This is a genomic window from Undibacterium sp. WLX3042, from assembly GCF_049544825.1.
Taxonomy (GTDB): domain Bacteria; phylum Pseudomonadota; class Gammaproteobacteria; order Burkholderiales; family Burkholderiaceae_D; genus Undibacterium.
The window spans coordinates 1,751,657-1,769,455 of record NZ_CP186698.1 but is presented as its reverse complement, the minus strand read 5'-3'; the positions used below and the strand labels follow the sequence as shown (position 1 = coordinate 1,769,455).

The following is a 17,799-nucleotide window of genomic DNA, read 5'->3' as shown; positions in this document are numbered from 1 at the left end:
CTGAATTCTTCATTTTAAAACTTGCTATGGCTGTTAAAAATTTACTTTCCTTTTTTATTTTGTTGTTGCTTTCATCTGTGGGATTTGCGCAGCAGTCTTTGCAAGGTGTTGAGGTATTGGGAAATAAACTGATAGCGAGGGAGACCATCCTGAGTGGGTTTCCTCTGCAAACGAATACACCGTTACCATCAGATATGTCCTCGCTTAAAGCATGGTGTGATACGTTGGAAGTCCGGCTTCATGTTCCGTTTGCGCGATGCGGTATCGTTGGTTTTGGCGGCGGCAAGGTCTATGCCGTTGTTGATGTTGTTGAAGCGGGAGATGAAAGTAAATTAAAGACTCCCGAAAAAATCCCATATCGCGACATTGAACTGAATTCAGACTTATACAAGTTATCAAGGCAACTGACTTCCGTCTGGATAGAAAAACTCAAGAAAAATGCCGGCGTAAAGAGTTTTGTCTCGCGCGGTGTTTTTCTTGATTATGACGATCAAGAATTATCCTTGTTGGCGAATCAGTTATTTTTGCTTGCTTCGGTGCAAAAACAGGCGATATTTGATGTACTACTATATTCAAAGAGCGAGTCGCAGCGCACAGAGGCAGCACATTTGCTGAACTGGTGTGGCGACCCTCAGGCAGCGATGATCAAAGCAATGGTCGCTTTCAGAGATGAGAGCTCGCCAGTAAGAAACAATCTTGTTCAATTCATTTCTTTTTACTTTAGCTATATACCGTCAGCAGACATCCACCATCTTATCGGCGACCTTGCATGGCAATTGAACCTGCCTTCTCACACCGACAGGAATAAAGCCTTGGGAGTTCTTTTTTTACTATTAAAAAAGCATCCTGAAATGGCAAGAGAGGTGAAGGAACTCGCTGAAGATCAAATCACTTACCTGGCTAAAAATAGCGTGTTGCCCAATGTTGGTGGCGTGGCGAAAAAAATTCTGGAGCAATTAAATAAGGATGCACCGGGATAACGGTGCTTTGCGACTGACTTGTCATCAGATAATCGCAGGCGATTGCCTGCGATTCGGATTTCGGATTGCTGATTACGTTTTGGTTGGCATTCGAGATCAGGCACCCAGATAAGCCTCGATCACTCTCGTGTTGTTCAGCAGATTCTGACCGCTGTCTTGCAACACAATTTCGCCATTTTCAAGAACGTAGCCACGCTGGGCAATTTTCAGTGCTTGTCTGACGTTTTGTTCCACCAGCAAAATCGTCAGCCCGGTCTGGTTGATTTCTTTCAGCACGCGGAAAATTTCCTGCACCATTAACGGTGCGAGCCCCATTGATGGCTCGTCGAGTAGCAACACTTTGGGTTTTGCCATGAGAGCGCGGCCAATTGCGAGCATTTGTTGTTCGCCACCGGATAAATTGCCTGCGAGTCCGGAAGCGCGGTTTTTCAGCACCGGAAACAGATGAAATACGTAGTCCAGATCCTTGCTGATCTGCGCTTTATCTTTGCGGGTGTAAGCGCCGAGATCGAGATTTTCCTGCACTGTTAATGTGGTCAGAATCGCGCGTCCCTCGGCTACTTGTACCACACCTTTTTGTACGATCTGATGCGGTGAGAGTGTCGTCAGGTCTTCACCGTTAAACAGGATGTTTCCGGTATTCGCTTTGATCAGACCGGAGACTGCCAGTAATGACGTGCTCTTGCCCGCACCATTGGCACCGACGAGAGCCGTGATCTCACCAGCGTTGAGTTCCAGTTGTATATTTTTGACGGCACGGATGTGACCATACGATACGCTGAGGTTATGGATGCTTAATATCGTGCTCATGCAGCATCCTCCTTGCCAAGATAAGCTTCGATCACATTCGGATTAGCGCGTACCTCGTCCGGCGTGCCCTCTGCAATGATTTTACCGAAATTGAGTACCGCGATGCGGTCACAGAGTTCCATCACAAAACGCATGTCGTGTTCAATCATGAAAATCGAAAATCCGCGTTGACGGATATTATTAATCTCAGCCATCAGCTCGGTTTTTTCCGCGGGATTCATACCAGCGACCGGCTCGTCCAGCAGCAATAGTTTGGGTTGTGTCGCGAGCGCACGCGCGAATTCCAGCTTACGTTGTTCGCCGTACGATAAATTGTCGGCCAGCATGTGTGCTTTGTGATCGAGTCTTACCCAGGTCAGCAATTCATGGGCACGTTCACGTGCTTTTGCTTCTGCATTTCTATATGCGGCGAGATTAAATAACATACTGCCGACGCTGTAATTGAGGTGCTCATGCATACCAACGACGACGTTTTCCAGCAAACTCATTTCCTTGAAAATGCGGATGTTCTGAAATGTGCGGGCGATGCCGAGTTGCGTGATTTTGTGAGGCTCCACCACGCTCAGATCCTGACTATTGAAGCGTATCTCGCCGCTGGATGGGCGCAGCAGACCGGTGATCAGATTCACGATAGTGGTTTTACCTGCGCCATTCGGGCCGATGAGGCCGAAAATACTGCCTTCAGGCATGGAGAAGCTGACGTCCTGCAAGACCTGCAAGCCGCCGAAATTTTTACTGATAGCTTGTAACTGCAACATTTAAGCAACCTCTTCAGACTTGCTGGATGTGAATTTGCGGCGCAGCGCGCGGATTTTAGCTGGATCCCAGATGCCCTTAGGCAGGTAAAGAATTACGATGATCAGGATCAGACCATTGGCGGCGAGACGGAAATCCTTCAGTGAGCGCATCACTTCCGGCAACAGTGTCAGTATCGTACTGCCTATCACCGGGCCGATCAGGTTGCTGGTGCCACCAAAGACGGCCATCGTCAGAATTTCGACTGCGTTTTCAAACGCATAATTTCCCGGACCTATGGTGAATGTGTAATGCGCATTCAGCCCGCCCGCGATGCCGGCGATCACAGCGCCCAGCACAAATGCCAACAGTTTGTAGCCAGCGACGTTAACGCCCATTAATCGCGCGGCAATTTCATCTTCTTTAATCGCTTCAAATGCTCGCCCGGTTTTTGAGCGGCGTAATCTTGCGAGGATGAATAAGGTGACGCCTAAAGTCAGGGCGATATGCCACCATTCTGTTTTCAACGGAATGCCGTTCAGACCCATAGGGCCGCCGGTGATTTCCATGTTCAGAACGATAACGCGGACAACTTCACCGAAACCAAGTGTCGCCATTGCCAGATAAACACCCGACAGACGCAGGGTCGGAATCCCGATCACGAGGGCAACGAGTGCGGGAACAACAGCCGCTGCAAGCAAGGCGACCGGGAACGCAAGTTCGGTCTGCATGCTGATCATCGACGCGGCGTACGCGCCTATACCCATGAACGCAGCGTTGGCAAGCGATAGCAAGCCGCAAGACAGGGTCAGATAAATTGACAATGCCAGCATCGCGTTGATGCCGATGCCGAAAATAACGTTGCTGTAAATAGCCCAGAAACCATCCCACCATTCGAGCATGATCTTATGCCTTTCTTTCTAAAATCTTGCCAAACATACCGGAGGGACGAACCAACAAGATCACAAACAATAAACCAAATGCCACCGCATCACGGAAATCACTGGACATGTACGCTACGCTCATCACTTCGGCAAAGCCAAGAAATAAGCCACCGATGAGGGCTCCGCGGATATCGCCCATGCCACCGAGAATAATCACTGCAATGCCTTTATGCAGCATAGGTTGTCCCATGAATGGTGAGATCGCATTGAACGAGAGGCCAACCAGTACCCCGGCGGCACCGCCGAGCGCCGCTGCAGCAAAAGAGGTGAACAGAAATAGACCTTCAACGTTAATACCAAGCAGATACGCTGCTTTAGGTGACTCGGCGATAGCGCGTAAGGCTCTGCCCAGTTGTGTGCGGCGCATCACGATCAGCAATACGACCATCAGTGCAAATGAAATCAGGACAATGGCTAATTGCACGGCAGTCAGGTGCAGATTACCGACAGTAAAACTTTCTTCCGGTATCGTACCAAACGGAAAACGTTTGTTTTCTGCGCCAAAGAAGCCCTGCGCCACGTTCGTAATCATGATGGCGACGCCGATGGTGGCGATCATCGGCGCCAGATGCGGCGCATTCCGTTTGCGCAATGGCCGCAATACCAGAAAATCGACAATCACGCCGATCACGCCGCACGTCAGCATGGCGATCAGCATCGCCAGCCACAAGGACATCTGAAATTGACTCACAAGTAATAAGGCAACATAGCTGCCCAGCATAAAGATAGCGCCGTGTGCGAGATTGATGACGCCGAGTACGCCGAAGACAAGAGTAAAACCGAGGGCGAACAATGCGTACACACTACCGAGTGACAGAGCATTGATAAGTTGTTGTTCAAACATGATGATCCAGGCGAAAAACTGCTGCAGCTATTGCAAATATAGGACTCAGCATCAGTTCTGTCAGAAAAGCGTTTTAAGGAAATGAAATAAATTCAGTTCAGAAACGCCGATGCAATGCGGGTAAATATATCTGTGAATAAATCAAAATCGGGGCAGAGCAAAAATTTTTACTGTTGCCATATATCAGCGATCACGCAACGTCAGCGCGCGGTGTGATCGCTGTACCTTCAGCGTCGTCTTACTTCAGCAGAATAAACTTACCGCCTTTAGCAATATTGACGATGGCTTCTTGCTGCGCATCGTAACCAGCTTCTTTTCTATCCTTGGCAGCGGCGCGGCGGAATGCAAACTTACCGGTGGCTCCTTCGAATTTAATTGCTGGCAGGGCATTACGCAAAGCAATGCGGTCTTTATCGATACTGCCAGTCAGTTTTACTGTTTTTAATGCTTCAGCAACGATATTGAGCGCGTCAAATGCCTGTGCTGCGAACTGATCCGGCTCATTGCCAAATTTAGCTTTGTAATCGGCGATAAATTTTTTATTGGCTGCGGAGGCATTTTCTATCGACCACGGGCTGCCCATTAAAGTATCGTCCGCTGCGTCTTTGGCGATTTCAAACAGCTTGGGTGAATTGAATCCGTTACCGCCGATAAAAGGCTGCTTCATGCCCAGCGAACGGGTTTGCAGAATAATGTTGGCGGCTTCTTCGGCCAGGCAGGAGCAAACGATCGCATCGGGATTCGATGCCTTGATTTTAGTCAGTTGCGCCTTGAAATCAACGTCGCCCTTTGCATAAGTTTCGGTATCTGTAACGCTGATTTTTTGATCCGCGAGCGCTGACTTGAAGACATCGTAGCCACTCTTGGTGAAGGCATCATCATTGCCATACAGCACGGCAACTTTTTTAATGTTGAATTTTTTAACTGCAGCGCGGGTCGTTACTGGCAAAACGTCGGCTTCCATCACAGAGTTACGGAAAGTGAAAGGTCCCATATTCGTAATGCCGTCGGCAGTATTGCTGGTGCCAAAAACCACGGTTTTAGTCGCGTTGGCGATAGGATCAGCGGCAAATGCTGAGTTCGATAAGGTCGGACCAAAAATCAGCAAAACCTTTTCCTGGAAAATCAGTTTTTTGAAAACATTGATGGCTTCTTCCTTTTTGCCTTGCTCATCTTCGACAACAAGCGCGATTTTGTTACCGTTGACACCACCTTTTGCATTGATACCATCGGCTGCCAGAGTAAAACCATTTTTGATTGCTATCCCGTATTTTGCCGCAGGGCCAGTCAGTGCTTCGGCAACCCCGACTTTAATATCGGCCGCATTGCCAAGTGCTGACCAGCCGAGTAAGGCACTTGCAACTATCATTTTAAGTTGATGTGACATAAAGGTTCCCTGAAAGAAAGTGGTGAAAAAACTGGCCGGTCACTGAGAGTGCGAGAAAATACTTGTCGCTTTTACCTGACTGCCCAGAATAACTGACCTTGGATTTTTATTAGACAAACATTTATTTTCGCCGAATATTGTATTGGCTGCTAACCTTAAGGGCAATATAACATGGTGTTGCGGTGCAATATCAGCTGCTTAAGTAGAATTACTTATAGCATTGGTAAAGCGAGCAGGAGAGCGGGTCTTGAAGGGGGAGGGGTGCGGCTCCGGAACGGGCCGCACCGTGTGCTTGTTGTTAATACGAGAGTTTATGCGAGCGACTGGCGTGCGCGTGCAATTGCTGCCCGTACCTGATTTGGTGCTGTGCCGCCGATGTGATCGCGAGCAGCGACAGAGCCTTCCAGTGTCAGTACCTGGAAAATATCCTGTTCTATCAATGCTGAGTAGCCACGTAATTCTTCGAGCGACATTTCGCTGAGATCGCAGCCTTTTTCTACACAAGTTTTGACGGCATGCGCAACGGCTTCGTGCGCATCGCGGAACGGCAAGCCTTTTTTGACCAGATAGTCCGCAAGATCGGTTGCTGTGGCATAACCTTGCAAAGCCGCAGCACGCATGGCTTCTGGCTTGACGCTGATACCGGTTGCCATGTCAGCAAAAATGCGCAGTGTATCGATCAGTGTATCGACTGTATCAAACAGCGGTTCTTTGTCTTCCTGATTGTCTTTGTTGTACGCCAGTGGCTGCCCCTTCATCAACGTCAGCAGCGCAATCAGATGACCATTGACGCGACCTGTCTTTCCGCGGGCGAGCTCTGGCACGTCAGGATTTTTCTTTTGCGGCATGATCGACGAGCCGGTGCAGAAACGATCGGCGATATCAATGAAGCCGACCCGAGGGCTCATCCAGATCACCAGTTCTTCAGACATCCGTGAAATATGTGTCATCACGAGTGCAGCTGCGGCGCAAAATTCAATCGCGAAGTCACGGTCAGAAACCGCGTCCAGCGAGTTGTAACAGACTTCATCGAAGCCCAGTGTTTTGGCAACGCGTTCGCGGTCGATAGGGAAGGTTGTTCCAGCCAGGGCTGCCGCGCCCAATGGCAGACGGTTGACGCGTTTGCGGCAGTCCAGCATGCGTTCGGTATCCCGTCCGAACATTTCAACATACGCCAGAATGTGATGTCCGAAGGTGATCGGTTGGGCGACTTGCATGTGGGTAAAACCCGGCAAAATCGTATCGGCATTTTTTTCTGCCAGATCAAGCAATGCGCTGCGCAGAGCACGTAGCAGGGCAACGATATTGTCAATCGCAGAGCGCATATAAAGGCGGATGTCGGTCGCTACCTGGTCGTTACGTGAGCGTCCGGTATGCAGTCGTTTTCCTGCGTCACCGACCAGCTCGGTCAGGCGTTTTTCTATGTTCAGATGCACATCTTCCAGATCCAGTAACCATTCAAACTTGCCGGATTCAATTTCAGACTGAATTTGCGCCATGCCACGCTGAATGTCGGCATAATCCTGCGCACTGATGATATTTTGTGCGCTCAGCATTTCCGCATGTGCGAGTGAGCCCTGAATATCCACCGCTGCCATGCGATTATCAAAGAATACCGATGCGGTGTAGCGCTTGACGAGATCGGAAACTGGCTCGGAGAAACGGGCAGACCATGCCTCGCTTTTTTTGTTGAATTGTGATGTCATAATGGATAGGTTGCCGTTTTAGCTGCGGTTAGCGATAAATATTCCCAGATTATAAAACACCGCACCCCTTTTCCCCGAGCAAAACCACGATGACGACTGTTTTATCTGTCCCGAATAAGGAACCTGTGATTCCAGATTGCTGTAATACCGGCGTGATTTTTCGTGTGCTGGCGGGTGTCAGCATGATTGTTTTGCTGGGATTGGCTTCGCGCGGTGACGGCTGGGCGCTGGTTCTGGAGAATTTCATTGAAGCATCGATGCTGATCGAATCGATTTGTCTGCTTTCGCTTTTCCTGTTATGTGCTACCCGCCGTTATGTTTATAACCATGCCAGCCCAGTCTGGTCGCAGCGACTGGCCTGCATTCTGATTCCCGTTGTTGTCAGTTTTTGCCTGATTTCTCTTCTGACTCAGCTTGACTGGTTTTTGCTGGCTTTTCCGCGCCTGAATACCATTTTTATTCTCGTTTTCGCCGGTGTCGCAGGATTTTGCCTGCAACAGTATTTTGAGCTGCGGACCAGGGCTTTTTCTCCTGCGTTGGGAGAGGCGCGCTTGCAGGCCTTACAGGCGCGGATACGACCACATTTTTTGTTCAACAGTTTAAACACCGCGTTGTCACTGATACGCAAGGATCCGCGCCGTGCTGAATCTGTGATTGAGGATTTGTCCGATTTGTTCCGGGTACTGATGCGTGACACCCGGACCATGACGAGTTTGTATGATGAGTTGCATCTTTGCCGGCAATATCTCGCAATTGAGTCTTTGCGTCTCGGGGAGCGTTTGCAGTTGCAGTGGAATATCGTGCAATTGACGGATGAAGATTTACGTCTGATACAAATTCCTGCATTGTTGTTGCAGCCTGTGCTGGAAAATGCGGTGCATTATGGTGTGGAACCCTCGGCAGAAAACGCAACGGTTTTCATCGATATTCAGAAGGGATTAGATAAAATTGAAATCAGCGTGCGTAATCCCGTACATCAGGCAGCCAGACTGTCGTCAGGCAATCAGATGGCGCTGGAAAATATACGCCAGCGCTTAAATCTGTTGTATGACGTGGAGGCGCGTCTGAGTACCAGTAAATCAAATGACGGTTTTGAAGTGAAATTACAATTTCCTGCACAAAGATGAATATTCCCACCATTTTCATTGTTGATGATGAGGCGCCTGCGAGGGAAAGGCTGACGACTTTATTGTCTGATATTCAGGCTGAGTGCCCGCATCTGCTGCTTGGTGAAGCATCTGATGCAAAATCGGGGCTTGAAAAAATTGCCGAATTGCAGCCGGATATTGTTTTGCTTGATGTGCAGATGCCGGAAATGAGCGGGATTGAAATGGCGCAGTATTTACGGCAGCACGCGCCGCTTTCCGGTGTGCCGGCAATTATTTTTATTACGGCTTATGATGAATTTGCGTTGCCGGCATTCGGTGTGCAAGCGTCAGATTACCTCCTTAAGCCCGTCAGGGCGAGTCGCCTTGCTGAGTCTGTCAATCGTGTCGCTGCAAGGCTTGCGGTCAAGACGGCGGGAACTGCGTCGGCTCCTGAACAGATAGTGGTGCCTGGCTGCCGTGAACACTTTTCCATTCCCGAACGAGGACGTATTTTGCTGGTACCCGTGAATGAGGTGTTATTTCTGAAGGCAGAGCAGAAATACGTGACTTTATATACGTCGCATAAAGAATTTCTGCTGGAGGAATCTCTGACCTCTTTAGAAGCGGAGCTGAAAGACAAATTTGTGCGCATTCACCGAAATGCGCTGGTTGCGAAAGCAGCGATCGCCGGCGTCGAGCGTGCGACGCACATCGCTGATATGGACGGCGAAAACGAGAAGGTGAGTGAAAATTGGCAGGTAATCGTCGCCGGATCTGTTGAGCGGCTGCCTATTTCAAGACGTCAATGGCCTGTGATTAAGGCCTTGGTCCGTTGAAGATATTCAGCGCCAGACGGGAAGGCCGGTCAGGTCGGTATTTTCATCATGAACCCATGCCGGCAGCCCGGTGGTGTCGGTCGGACCTAACACGGCCAGCAAATCCAGTTGTTCCTGGCGCATAGTTTTTCTGTGGCGGCGTTTGGTGTTTCCTTTTCTGATTTCCTGCACTTCAAATGCGGGTTCGTCAAATCCGGGTAATTCCATTGTTGCGTTATCTTTGTAATCTTTCATCGGATTTTGTATGAATCTGCAGTGGCAGTTTTTCTGTAAATATAAAATAAAAACTTATCCCCGCAGCACACTGTCTATCAGTGAATCAAGCATCTGATTTTTTTAAGAGGATATGCTTGAGAGTAGCAATTCAGCACTCTGCGTGGGCTGCAGTTGCTTATCGGCTGACCTTACATTTTCCGCTATTGATCAGGCTGTGATCCGCATGTCTGAAGTGGAAACGCCTGCTAAGATCAACGATCTTCTGAACCTCGAAGGAGGCGGATTATATCGGAATCCGGTCATTTAAGCAGAGCAAGTTTGCTTAGATATCGCGGAATTGCTCATTGATGGCAAACGGTGTTCTGTTTGTAGCGGATCAATTTTCAGCTCAAATAAGAATGACGGTACTAAGCAGATATTTTATGTATATTGATGAGACGATCATCAGTTGTTGTCATCGTTGCTTTCGTTTTTATCGTCGCTCAGGCAGTCAGGTCAGTTTGTTTTTTCATTACACTAAGGAGAGATCAACATGAGCCAATATCAAATTGCAGTAGTCATCGGTAGTCTTCGCAAAGATTCATTTAATCGTCAATTGGCAAACGCTATCGCGAAACTGGCGCCTGCGGAATTCACATTTAAGCAGTCAGAGATTGGTGATTTGCCGCTTTATAACCAGGATGATGATGGACAACAAACCGCGCCAGTTAGTCGTCTGAAAGCAGATATCAGCGCTGCAAAAGGTGTGCTGTTTCTGACGCCGGAATACAATCGCTCTATACCCGGTGTGCTTAAAAATGCGATCGACCACGCATCACGTCCTTATGGACAGAGTGCCTGGGCGGGTAAGCCTGCCGGAGTGCTGGGGGTATCTGTCGGCGTGATTGGTACGGCGATGGCGCAACAGCATTTGCGCAACATACTCTCGTATCTGGATATGCCTGTGTTACCTCAGCCAGAAGCATTTATACACGCCAAAGAAGGTCTGTTTGACGGTGATGGCAACATTGGTCCAGGCAGTAAGGCATTTTTGCAAAAATGGATGGATCATTATGTCGCCTGGGTTAAAAAACACGCAGGCTAAGTTCCGGCTATCGGGTGAATCAGTATGGTGGCGACATTTTGTCGCCACTTTTTTTGGGGTGAGAAAGGGTGTTTTTTGACCAGCCCCGGACTGGATCATTATTCCGGGTATCCGCAGTTATCATGACATCAGACGTGATGGTATCAGGCGACGCATTTGACGGCTGGCGATATCCCGGAAACCTTGGTTATGCAGGCAAATCCCGCCAAACAGACCAACGATGCAACCCAGTACCGTATCAAAGAATCTTGCGTGAATCAGCTCTGAGGGGGAGCCGTGCCCAAGAGTTGCAGCCTCCGCCAGCAGAATGGTCAGAGGGGTAATAAAAACAGCCGCAAACGCATAATGTCGCACCACTGTAAATTCGATCACGAAGGTCAGCGCCATCATCATTATCGAAATGGTCCATTTATCCAGCGGCAACAGCAGCAATCCCCAGGAAACCAACAGGCCTGCACTGGTGCCAATGACCCGGTGCAGTTGTTTGCTCCATACCGCACGCAGTGATGCACCTTGAATAACGGCAAGACAACTGACCGGAACCCAGTAAGCTTTTTCCAGATGCAGCAACTGAGCAACTGCCAGTGAAATACCCACAAAAACGCCGATAACGACAGAATCAAATACGACGAAATCAAAGGTTACTGGCGGTAATGGATTGACCGGCTTGGGGGGCTGCAGCCTGAGTACGTAAATACTGTAAAAAAAGCCGACCATGCACGCGAGTAAACTGCCCATGGTCAGTAAGCCGACCAATAGCGGTACCTGCATTACGTCCACCGGTGTATAGGCCCCGATAGATGCTGTCATAATGAAAAACAGGCTGCCCGGTGGTCCCACGGCATACAATCGGCAGACCATCGTGACAAGGATGGAGATGAAAATCAGCACCGGCATCATGACCGGAGTAAAAAAATGACTGATTAATCCTAATGTATAGCAGGCGACTAAGCCGAAAGCGCAGGCCATCACCGAGACCATGCGATGATACATAGGGGTGTTGGGCATATAAAGAAATACCAACCCGCCGAGCGATGAAATCAGACCATAGTCCAGATGATTAAAATACGCGCCGACTATCAGTGGCAAGCCAGACGCAAGCGCTGCGGCCAAGGGCATGTGCCATCGTCGGTCACTGTTCTGGATTGTTGTCAGGTGATGCAATTCCTCCCACATCAACGCCCGCAATGTTCTCCAGCGTTTTTGCCACTTCATTGAACGCCTTTACCTTGTTTGTTGTTTTGCTGTTGCCCTGCAGAGCAGAGTGAGGGTTCTATTTTATTTGAATTTATCTACCGTGTGAGGCTCGTTCTTCGGTTTCGAGAAAACGCTGAGATGATCCTGTCTGCCGGTCGCCAGCGTCATTAAGCGGGGGAATTATTGCATTCCCTATTTCCCCGGGTGATTTGAACACAGTCTCGCAATGACAAAAGGCTCACCGCATGCGCGGTGAGCTTTTTGATGTAACTGGTTGCGGGGGCAGGATTTGAACCTACGACCTTCGGGTTATGAGCCCGACGAGCTGCCAGACTGCTCCACCCCGCGTCTGAAGAGGGGGAATGATACATGGCACGCGCTTGATATACAAGTATTCAATGCAAATAAATTCTCCCTCTCGCGAAAGGTCTCTACCTGCTGACATGAAATTATTTAAATTAAGTATCGGATATAAATCGTTGGCGACCGTGCATAATGCCGAGGATAAGAGATAGTCTGAATGTTGAAAAAAGTCCGCCTGGGTGATGGCTGGACAGAATTGATTTGTTTTATGCGGAGATCAGTAGTGATGAAATACGAAGTGATTGATAGTCAGATTGCGCCGGAAGGTCGCATGGAGATCTTGTCTAAAGCGGAAGTCAGCAAGTTATTGGATAACAGCCATGGCGGTTTGTATCAGGTTTTTCGCAGCTGCGCTCTGGCTGTACTGAATTGTGGCAGCGGCCTCGATGATGGCAAGGAATTACTGGAGCGCTATAAAGATTTTGATATCAGCATCATTCAGCGTGAGCGCGGAATTAAACTGGACATCAAGAGCGCACCTGCTATGGCGTTCGTCAATGGTGTCATGATCAAGGGGATTCAGGAACATCTGTTCGCAGTTTTACGCGATATTTTGTTCATGAATGCGGAAATAGAAAGCAATGCCGCGGCTGGCCTTGCGGACAGAAATAAATTCGATCTGAATTCCAGTGAGGGTATCACCGATGCGGTGTTCCATATATTGCGTAACGCTAATTTGTTACGTCCCCAGGTGAATCCCAATCTGGTAGTGTGCTGGGGTGGTCATTCGATTTCAGGTCACGAGTATGATTACACCAAGCAAGTCGGTTATCAGTTGGGCTTGCGCACGTTGGATATTTGCACCGGTTGTGGTCCGGGAGCGATGAAGGGGCCGATGAAGGGGGCGACGATAGGTCATGCGAAGCAACGTATAGTGCATAACCGTTACATAGGCCTGACCGAACCCGGCATTATCGCCGCTGAGGCACCGAATCCTATCGTCAATCATCTGGTTATTTTGCCGGATATAGAGAAGCGACTCGAAGCTTTTGTCCGTATCGGGCATGCCGTCATCGTCTTTCCGGGCGGAGCTGGTACGGCTGAGGAGATACTTTACCTGCTGGGAATTTTGCTGCATCCAGAGAACGAAGGGATCCCGTTTCCTCTGATCTTTACGGGGCCTGACGGCGCAGCTGATTACTTTCATCAGATTGACCAGTTTATTGCCAGCACTTTGGGTGAAAAGGCGCAAAAACTCTATCAGATTATCGTGAATGATCCGGTAGCTGTTGCCAATGCGGTAGAGCAGGGCGTCAGACAGGTCAGGGAGTTTAGAAAACAGAACGGCGACGCTTATTATTTCAACTGGATGCTGAAGATTGATCAGGAATTTCAGAGACCATTTGAGCCTACCCACGAAAATATGCGCAATCTGGCGATTCATAAAAATCAGCCGCAACACATACTGGCCGCTAATCTGCGGCGGGCTTTTTCCGGGGTGGTTGCAGGTAACGTAAAGAATCAGGGGATCCGGGCGATTGAGCAACATGGAAATTTCGACATTTGTGGCGACAGCGAGATCATGGAATCGATGGACGCACTACTCAGTTCTTTTGTCGCACAAAATCGTATGAAATTGCCGGGTAAAGCCTATACCCCATGTTATCGCATCATTAAATAGCACCGGAGCAGTTACTTACAAAGTTACCGTGTGATTTTTTTCTCGGTAACTGCAAAAAGATGTGAATTTGCTGTGTTAAAAGATAAATGTGTTTGGCTTATCCGCTGAAATTGGTAACATACTATCGAAGCAATTCTATTTAATTTAGAAGGAAATATATATGAGTACAGTACAGCAGGAAGTGGATGAGCGTACCAATCTCACCGGTTCGAATAAATTTGAATTGCTGCTGTTCAGGTTAGGCGGCGATGCGAATGGTGATCGTTCTGAATTGTTTGGTATCAACGTATTTAAGGTGCGTGAAATCGTTGCGATGCCTGCGATTACGGCAGTCGCCGGCTCTCTTCCTCATATGCTGGGTGTCGTGAATTTGCGCGGACAGATTATTCCCGTGATTGATTTGCCCGCTGTTGTCGGTTGTACGCCGAAAACAGGCCTGAATATTATGCTGGTCACCGAATACGCACGCACCACTCAGGGCTTTGCGGTGGAATCGGTGGAAGAAATTGTGCGTCTTGACTGGAACCAGGTACTGTCGGCGGAAAACAGCGCGGTTGGTGGTATGGTCACGAGTATCGCCCGTCTTGATGGCGATATTGAAAATACCCGTCTTGCGCAGGTGCTTGATGTTGAGCAGATACTGCGGCAGATTACACCTTCCGATACCAAAGATGTTGATCCTGACACGATAGGTGATCAGTTGCAGATCAAAGAAGGCGCAGTGATCCTTGCTGCCGATGATTCCGGCGTCGCCCGTACGCTGATTGAACAGGCACTGCATGCTATCGGTGCACCGTTCGTCATGACAAAAACGGGTAAGGAAGCCTGGGATAAATTGCAGACCATGACAGCAGCTTCTCTTGCTGAAGGAAAACCGGCCAGTGACAAGGTTGCTATGGTACTGACGGATCTGGAAATGCCTGAAATGGATGGCTTTACCCTGACACGCAAGATCAAACAGGATGAGCGCTTTAAAACTTTACCAGTGATTATCCATTCGTCTCTTTCTGGTTCGACTAATGAAGAGCACATCAAGAGTGTCGGAGCGGATGCTTATGTCGCCAAGTTCGTGGCGGAAGAGTTGGCTGCAGCAATCAGGAAAGTACTGAAAAACAAATAGTGAAAAACGGCATAAGCGACTGCTGATGTCGTTGAGTAATAAAAAGGACGCCTGCCAGGCGTCCTTTTTTTTCGCGCGTTGCCGCTTGGTGGCAGGCAAATGACAATCTCAGCGCTCTTGCGCGGGAACTCTTCTCCAGCCACCGGGACAATCTCTGATGGCGGGATAAAAGCCGTCCGGCTGACTGCAATAGAGCCAGTCGCTGTTATTACTGGACCCGGGAGCAGGGTCTGAATAAGAATAACTGTTGACTGGTTCGCTGGTGTACACCGGGCTGGAATAGCTGTTATACGTACTGGTATAAACAGGGTAAGGAGCGTAGCTTGTATAGGAGTGGCTGTGATACATGACGGGCGGAGCACTGAGCATCGCACCGACGATAACTGAGCCTAAGAGAATCTCGGGAAAGTAAGAATAATGTCCGCGGTAAAAACCATGGTTGCTGTAATAGGAGGGACGGGGGGTATGGTAGTTGTAGCCGGGGAATGAGCGTCCCGAATTGAAGCCCGGTTGAAAAGAATTGACCGGGCCGGGATGGGCTTGCGCCCATGCATGGGCGGCAGTACAAAGCATATATCCGGTCACGCAAAGCAGCTTGAGTATGTTCATGACGTTAACCTTCAGCACATAATTCATTACATAAATGAGCGTTTTTGCAAAAAATCCGAAACTTAATGCAAAAAATACACTCAGTAACAAATAACTAAGCGGATAACTATCATCCGCCATAGTCACAAACTGCATATTAGCAGTATTCTGAAAGTCTATTGTTTCCTTGTGTTGTGTGATGAAGCATGCTTTTTCAATGTGAATTGGCAGAATATGGTGTGAATTTTAGTTATCAGAAATAGTGTTCAGTAACAATCTGATCATAAAAAGGATGTGTGATGGCCCGTTTTAAACTCTCTGCTTTGTTGTGTATCTTGCTGCTGTCGCTGAATTTGCCTGGTTCAGCCCGGGCAGCAGCAGACGTGGCGGAAAAATCCGACAGCAAACCGTCTGTGCGTGAAATGTACACCAAGTACGAATACCAGATTCCTATGCGTGATGGTGTGCGCCTGTTCACTGTGGTCTATGTCCCCAAAGACACCTCTAAAACTTATCCGTTTCTGATGCTCAGGACCCCTTATGGCAGCGGTGTGCATGATGGTGAGGAAACGCATTATGGTGTCGATTTTTATCCTCGTTCGCTTGGCCCTTCAAAAGAATTTGAAAACAGCGGCTATATTTTCGTGAATCAGGATGTGCGTGGGCGCTACATGTCGGAGGGTAAGTGGCAGGAGATGACACCCCATGTGAAATCTGACCGAGCCCCCGGCGAAGGCAATGAAAGCCAGGACATGTATGACACGGTGGAATGGCTGTTAAAAAACGTGCGTGGAAATAATGGGAAAGTCGGGATCTGGGGTATTTCTTATCCCGGCTTTTATACCTCTGCCAGCATCATCAATTCGCATCCGGCGATCAAGGCGGCATCACCGCAGGCGCCCGTCACAGATTTGTATATGGGTGATGATTCTTATCATGGCGGTGCGTTTATGTTGTCGGCCAATTTTGATTTTTATTCCGGTTTTACAGCCGAAAAAAATCCGACCCGGTTGCCGAAAATATGGGAGCAGTTTGATTACGGCACACAGGACGGTTATCAGTACTTCCTGAAATATCTGACGCTGGGAAATATCACTGCGCAACTGAGTGACAAACAGCGTGAATTGCTGATGCCGACAATCGCCCATACCAGTTACGATGATTTCTGGAAGTCGCGCAATATTGCTGCGCATCTTAAAAACGTCAAGACCCCCGTACTGACGGTTGGCGGCTGGTATGACGCCGAGGATGCGCAGGGGCCATTCACAACTTATCAGGCCATCAAAGCGAATAATAAAGGCAGTTTTAACGGCATCGTGATGGGGCCGTGGGCGCATGGCGGATGGGCTGGCGCTGAGGGCAAGTCATTAGGGAATGTCAGTTTTGATGTGAAGACAGGTGAGTATTACCGTAAAAATATTCTGTTTCCGTTTTTTGAGCAGTATCTGAAAGACGGAAAAGGGAAGGCGCTGGCAGAAGCGACGGTCTTTGAAACCGGAACGAATGTCTGGCGTGAATACACCAGTTGGCCGCCACAACAGGTGCAAAACCGCACTTTGTATTTTTCTGCGAATGGGAAGCTGAGTTGGAAGGAGCCGCAGGAAGAGTTCAACACCTTTGACGAATATATCAGCGATCCGAAAAAACCTGTGCCGTTTATCTCGTATGTGGCAACGGGTGTGCCGCGCGAGTACATGGTGTCGGATCAGCGTTTTGCTTCTACCCGTCCTGACGTGCTGGTGTATCAGACCGATGTACTGGAAGAAGATGTGACGATTGCGGGGCCGGTTAGTCCCCGTCTATTTGTCTCGACATCCGGTACCGATGCAGACTGGGTCGTGAAGCTGATTGATGTTTATCCTGATGATTACCCTGAGCGACAAGCACCACGTGAGCGGGGTACAGATGTGCCACCGCCGTCATTGAGAATGGCAGGGTATCAGCAATTAATCCGTGGCGAACCTTTGCGCGGTAAGTTCCGTCATGGCTTTGAACAGCCTGTGCCATTTGCGCCGGGCAAAGTCGAAACAGTGAGCTATCGTATGCCGGATATCAACCACACTTTTCGCCGCGGGCACAGGATCATGGTGCAGGTACAAAGCTCATGGTTTCCTCTGATTGACCTGAACCCGCAAAAATTCATGGATATTCCCAAAGCCAATCCTGAAGATTTCCAAAAGGCGACGCAACGCGTTTATCGCTCGCCAGGGCAGTATTCCGGTATTTCTGTACCGGTGTTGGTCAAATAATCTTTGATGTTCGATTTACCTATAATTAATA

The 17,799-nt window shown here is 48.9% G+C and carries 16 protein-coding genes and 1 tRNA gene; 7 read left to right on the top strand and 10 right to left on the bottom strand.

The genetic code is table 11. The features are described 5' to 3' along the window. Nucleotides 1-26 precede the first annotated feature (26 nt). The gene (locus ACPAOP_RS08010; protein WP_423709878.1) at nucleotides 27-980 is read left to right on the top strand and encodes a hypothetical protein; all 954 of its coding nucleotides are present in this window, start codon (nucleotides 27-29) and stop codon (nucleotides 978-980) included. A gap of 96 nt (nucleotides 981-1,076) precedes the next feature. On the opposite strand, the gene ACPAOP_RS08005 is transcribed toward ACPAOP_RS08010, so the two are convergent. The 6 genes from ACPAOP_RS08005 to argH all read right to left on the bottom strand — a co-directional run bounded on the left by ACPAOP_RS08005 (nucleotide 1,077) and on the right by argH (nucleotide 7,406). Further along, nucleotides 1,077-1,790: an ABC transporter ATP-binding protein gene (locus ACPAOP_RS08005; RefSeq protein WP_423709877.1), complete on the bottom strand. Its 714-nt coding sequence runs from the start codon at nucleotides 1,788-1,790 to the stop codon at nucleotides 1,077-1,079. After that, nucleotides 1,787-2,548: an ABC transporter ATP-binding protein gene (locus tag ACPAOP_RS08000; RefSeq protein WP_423679432.1), complete on the bottom strand. Its 762-nt coding sequence runs from the start codon at nucleotides 2,546-2,548 to the stop codon at nucleotides 1,787-1,789. The genes ACPAOP_RS08005 and ACPAOP_RS08000 overlap by 4 nt, the downstream gene beginning before the upstream one ends. Then, the gene (locus ACPAOP_RS07995; RefSeq protein ID WP_423679433.1) at nucleotides 2,549-3,427 is read right to left on the bottom strand and encodes a branched-chain amino acid ABC transporter permease; all 879 of its coding nucleotides are present in this window, start codon (nucleotides 3,425-3,427) and stop codon (nucleotides 2,549-2,551) included. A gap of 4 nt (nucleotides 3,428-3,431) precedes the next feature. Next, nucleotides 3,432-4,313, bottom strand: coding sequence for a branched-chain amino acid ABC transporter permease (locus ACPAOP_RS07990; RefSeq protein WP_423679434.1), 882 nt, complete (start codon nucleotides 4,311-4,313; stop codon nucleotides 3,432-3,434). A gap of 238 nt (nucleotides 4,314-4,551) precedes the next feature. Continuing rightward, nucleotides 4,552-5,682, bottom strand: coding sequence for an ABC transporter substrate-binding protein (locus ACPAOP_RS07985; RefSeq protein WP_423709993.1), 1,131 nt, complete (start codon nucleotides 5,680-5,682; stop codon nucleotides 4,552-4,554). 329 nt (nucleotides 5,683-6,011) lie between these two features. Then, nucleotides 6,012-7,406, bottom strand: a complete 1,395-nt coding sequence (gene argH, locus ACPAOP_RS07980) for an argininosuccinate lyase (protein WP_423709876.1) — start codon at nucleotides 7,404-7,406, stop codon at nucleotides 6,012-6,014. Between the two features lie 89 nt (nucleotides 7,407-7,495). Here argH and ACPAOP_RS07975 point away from each other — a divergent pair, with 89 nt between their 5' ends. After that, the gene (locus ACPAOP_RS07975) at nucleotides 7,496-8,533 is read left to right on the top strand and encodes a sensor histidine kinase (protein WP_423679436.1); all 1,038 of its coding nucleotides are present in this window, start codon (nucleotides 7,496-7,498) and stop codon (nucleotides 8,531-8,533) included. Then, nucleotides 8,530-9,330 (top strand): LytR/AlgR family response regulator transcription factor, encoded by an 801-nt coding sequence (locus ACPAOP_RS07970; RefSeq protein ID WP_423709875.1) that lies wholly within the window; start codon nucleotides 8,530-8,532, stop codon nucleotides 9,328-9,330. The genes ACPAOP_RS07975 and ACPAOP_RS07970 overlap by 4 nt, the downstream gene beginning before the upstream one ends. Before the next feature lie 6 nt (nucleotides 9,331-9,336). On the opposite strand, the gene ACPAOP_RS07965 is transcribed toward ACPAOP_RS07970, so the two are convergent. Further along, nucleotides 9,337-9,564, bottom strand: a complete 228-nt coding sequence (locus tag ACPAOP_RS07965; RefSeq protein ID WP_423679438.1) for a hypothetical protein — start codon at nucleotides 9,562-9,564, stop codon at nucleotides 9,337-9,339. Nucleotides 9,565-10,078: 514 nt separating this feature from the next. On the opposite strand from ACPAOP_RS07965, the gene ACPAOP_RS07960 reads away from it, so the two are divergent. Then, a complete protein-coding gene (locus ACPAOP_RS07960; RefSeq protein WP_423679439.1) occupies nucleotides 10,079-10,630 on the top strand; it encodes an NADPH-dependent FMN reductase in 552 nt (183 codons plus the stop codon). Nucleotides 10,631-10,750: 120 nt separating this feature from the next. Here ACPAOP_RS07960 and ACPAOP_RS07955 read toward each other — a convergent pair whose 3' ends face one another. Further along, nucleotides 10,751-11,845, bottom strand: a complete 1,095-nt coding sequence (locus tag ACPAOP_RS07955; protein WP_423709874.1) for an FUSC family protein — start codon at nucleotides 11,843-11,845, stop codon at nucleotides 10,751-10,753. Between the two features lie 253 nt (nucleotides 11,846-12,098). Continuing rightward, nucleotides 12,099-12,175 (bottom strand) — tRNA-Met (locus ACPAOP_RS07950). A 241-nt stretch (nucleotides 12,176-12,416) separates the two neighbouring features. Between ACPAOP_RS07950 and ppnN the strand changes: the two genes are divergently transcribed. Further along, nucleotides 12,417-13,811 (top strand): nucleotide 5'-monophosphate nucleosidase PpnN, encoded by a 1,395-nt coding sequence (ppnN, locus tag ACPAOP_RS07945; protein WP_423709992.1) that lies wholly within the window; start codon nucleotides 12,417-12,419, stop codon nucleotides 13,809-13,811. A gap of 160 nt (nucleotides 13,812-13,971) precedes the next feature. Then, nucleotides 13,972-14,931, top strand: coding sequence for a chemotaxis protein (locus ACPAOP_RS07940; RefSeq protein ID WP_423709873.1), 960 nt, complete (start codon nucleotides 13,972-13,974; stop codon nucleotides 14,929-14,931). Nucleotides 14,932-15,039: 108 nt separating this feature from the next. On the opposite strand, the gene ACPAOP_RS07935 is transcribed toward ACPAOP_RS07940, so the two are convergent. Then, nucleotides 15,040-15,540 (bottom strand): hypothetical protein, encoded by a 501-nt coding sequence (locus ACPAOP_RS07935; protein ID WP_423709872.1) that lies wholly within the window; start codon nucleotides 15,538-15,540, stop codon nucleotides 15,040-15,042. A gap of 278 nt (nucleotides 15,541-15,818) precedes the next feature. Here ACPAOP_RS07935 and ACPAOP_RS07930 point away from each other — a divergent pair, with 278 nt between their 5' ends. Beyond that, nucleotides 15,819-17,768, top strand: coding sequence for a CocE/NonD family hydrolase (locus ACPAOP_RS07930; protein ID WP_423709871.1), 1,950 nt, complete (start codon nucleotides 15,819-15,821; stop codon nucleotides 17,766-17,768). Nucleotides 17,769-17,799 lie beyond the last annotated feature (31 nt).

Coding starts and splice junctions, on each gene's coding strand:
- ACPAOP_RS07975 (WP_423679436.1), top strand. CDS start 7,496: ATGACGACTGTTTTATCTGTCCCGAATAAGGAACCTGTGATTCCAGAT.
- ACPAOP_RS07930 (WP_423709871.1), top strand. CDS start 15,819: ATGGCCCGTTTTAAACTCTCTGCTTTGTTGTGTATCTTGCTGCTGTCG.
- ACPAOP_RS07935 (WP_423709872.1), bottom strand. CDS start 15,540: ATGAACATACTCAAGCTGCTTTGCGTGACCGGATATATGCTTTGTACT.
- ACPAOP_RS07985 (WP_423709993.1), bottom strand. CDS start 5,682: ATGATAGTTGCAAGTGCCTTACTCGGCTGGTCAGCACTTGGCAATGCG.
- ppnN (WP_423709992.1), top strand. CDS start 12,417: ATGAAATACGAAGTGATTGATAGTCAGATTGCGCCGGAAGGTCGCATG.
- ACPAOP_RS07970 (WP_423709875.1), top strand. CDS start 8,530: ATGAATATTCCCACCATTTTCATTGTTGATGATGAGGCGCCTGCGAGG.
- ACPAOP_RS08005 (WP_423709877.1), bottom strand. CDS start 1,790: ATGAGCACGATATTAAGCATCCATAACCTCAGCGTATCGTATGGTCAC.
- ACPAOP_RS08010 (WP_423709878.1), top strand. CDS start 27: ATGGCTGTTAAAAATTTACTTTCCTTTTTTATTTTGTTGTTGCTTTCA.
- ACPAOP_RS07990 (WP_423679434.1), bottom strand. CDS start 4,313: ATGTTTGAACAACAACTTATCAATGCTCTGTCACTCGGTAGTGTGTAC.
- ACPAOP_RS07965 (WP_423679438.1), bottom strand. CDS start 9,564: ATGAAAGATTACAAAGATAACGCAACAATGGAATTACCCGGATTTGAC.
- ACPAOP_RS07940 (WP_423709873.1), top strand. CDS start 13,972: ATGAGTACAGTACAGCAGGAAGTGGATGAGCGTACCAATCTCACCGGT.
- ACPAOP_RS07960 (WP_423679439.1), top strand. CDS start 10,079: ATGAGCCAATATCAAATTGCAGTAGTCATCGGTAGTCTTCGCAAAGAT.
- ACPAOP_RS08000 (WP_423679432.1), bottom strand. CDS start 2,548: ATGTTGCAGTTACAAGCTATCAGTAAAAATTTCGGCGGCTTGCAGGTC.
- ACPAOP_RS07955 (WP_423709874.1), bottom strand. CDS start 11,845: ATGAAGTGGCAAAAACGCTGGAGAACATTGCGGGCGTTGATGTGGGAG.
- argH (WP_423709876.1), bottom strand. CDS start 7,406: ATGACATCACAATTCAACAAAAAAAGCGAGGCATGGTCTGCCCGTTTC.
- ACPAOP_RS07995 (WP_423679433.1), bottom strand. CDS start 3,427: ATGCTCGAATGGTGGGATGGTTTCTGGGCTATTTACAGCAACGTTATT.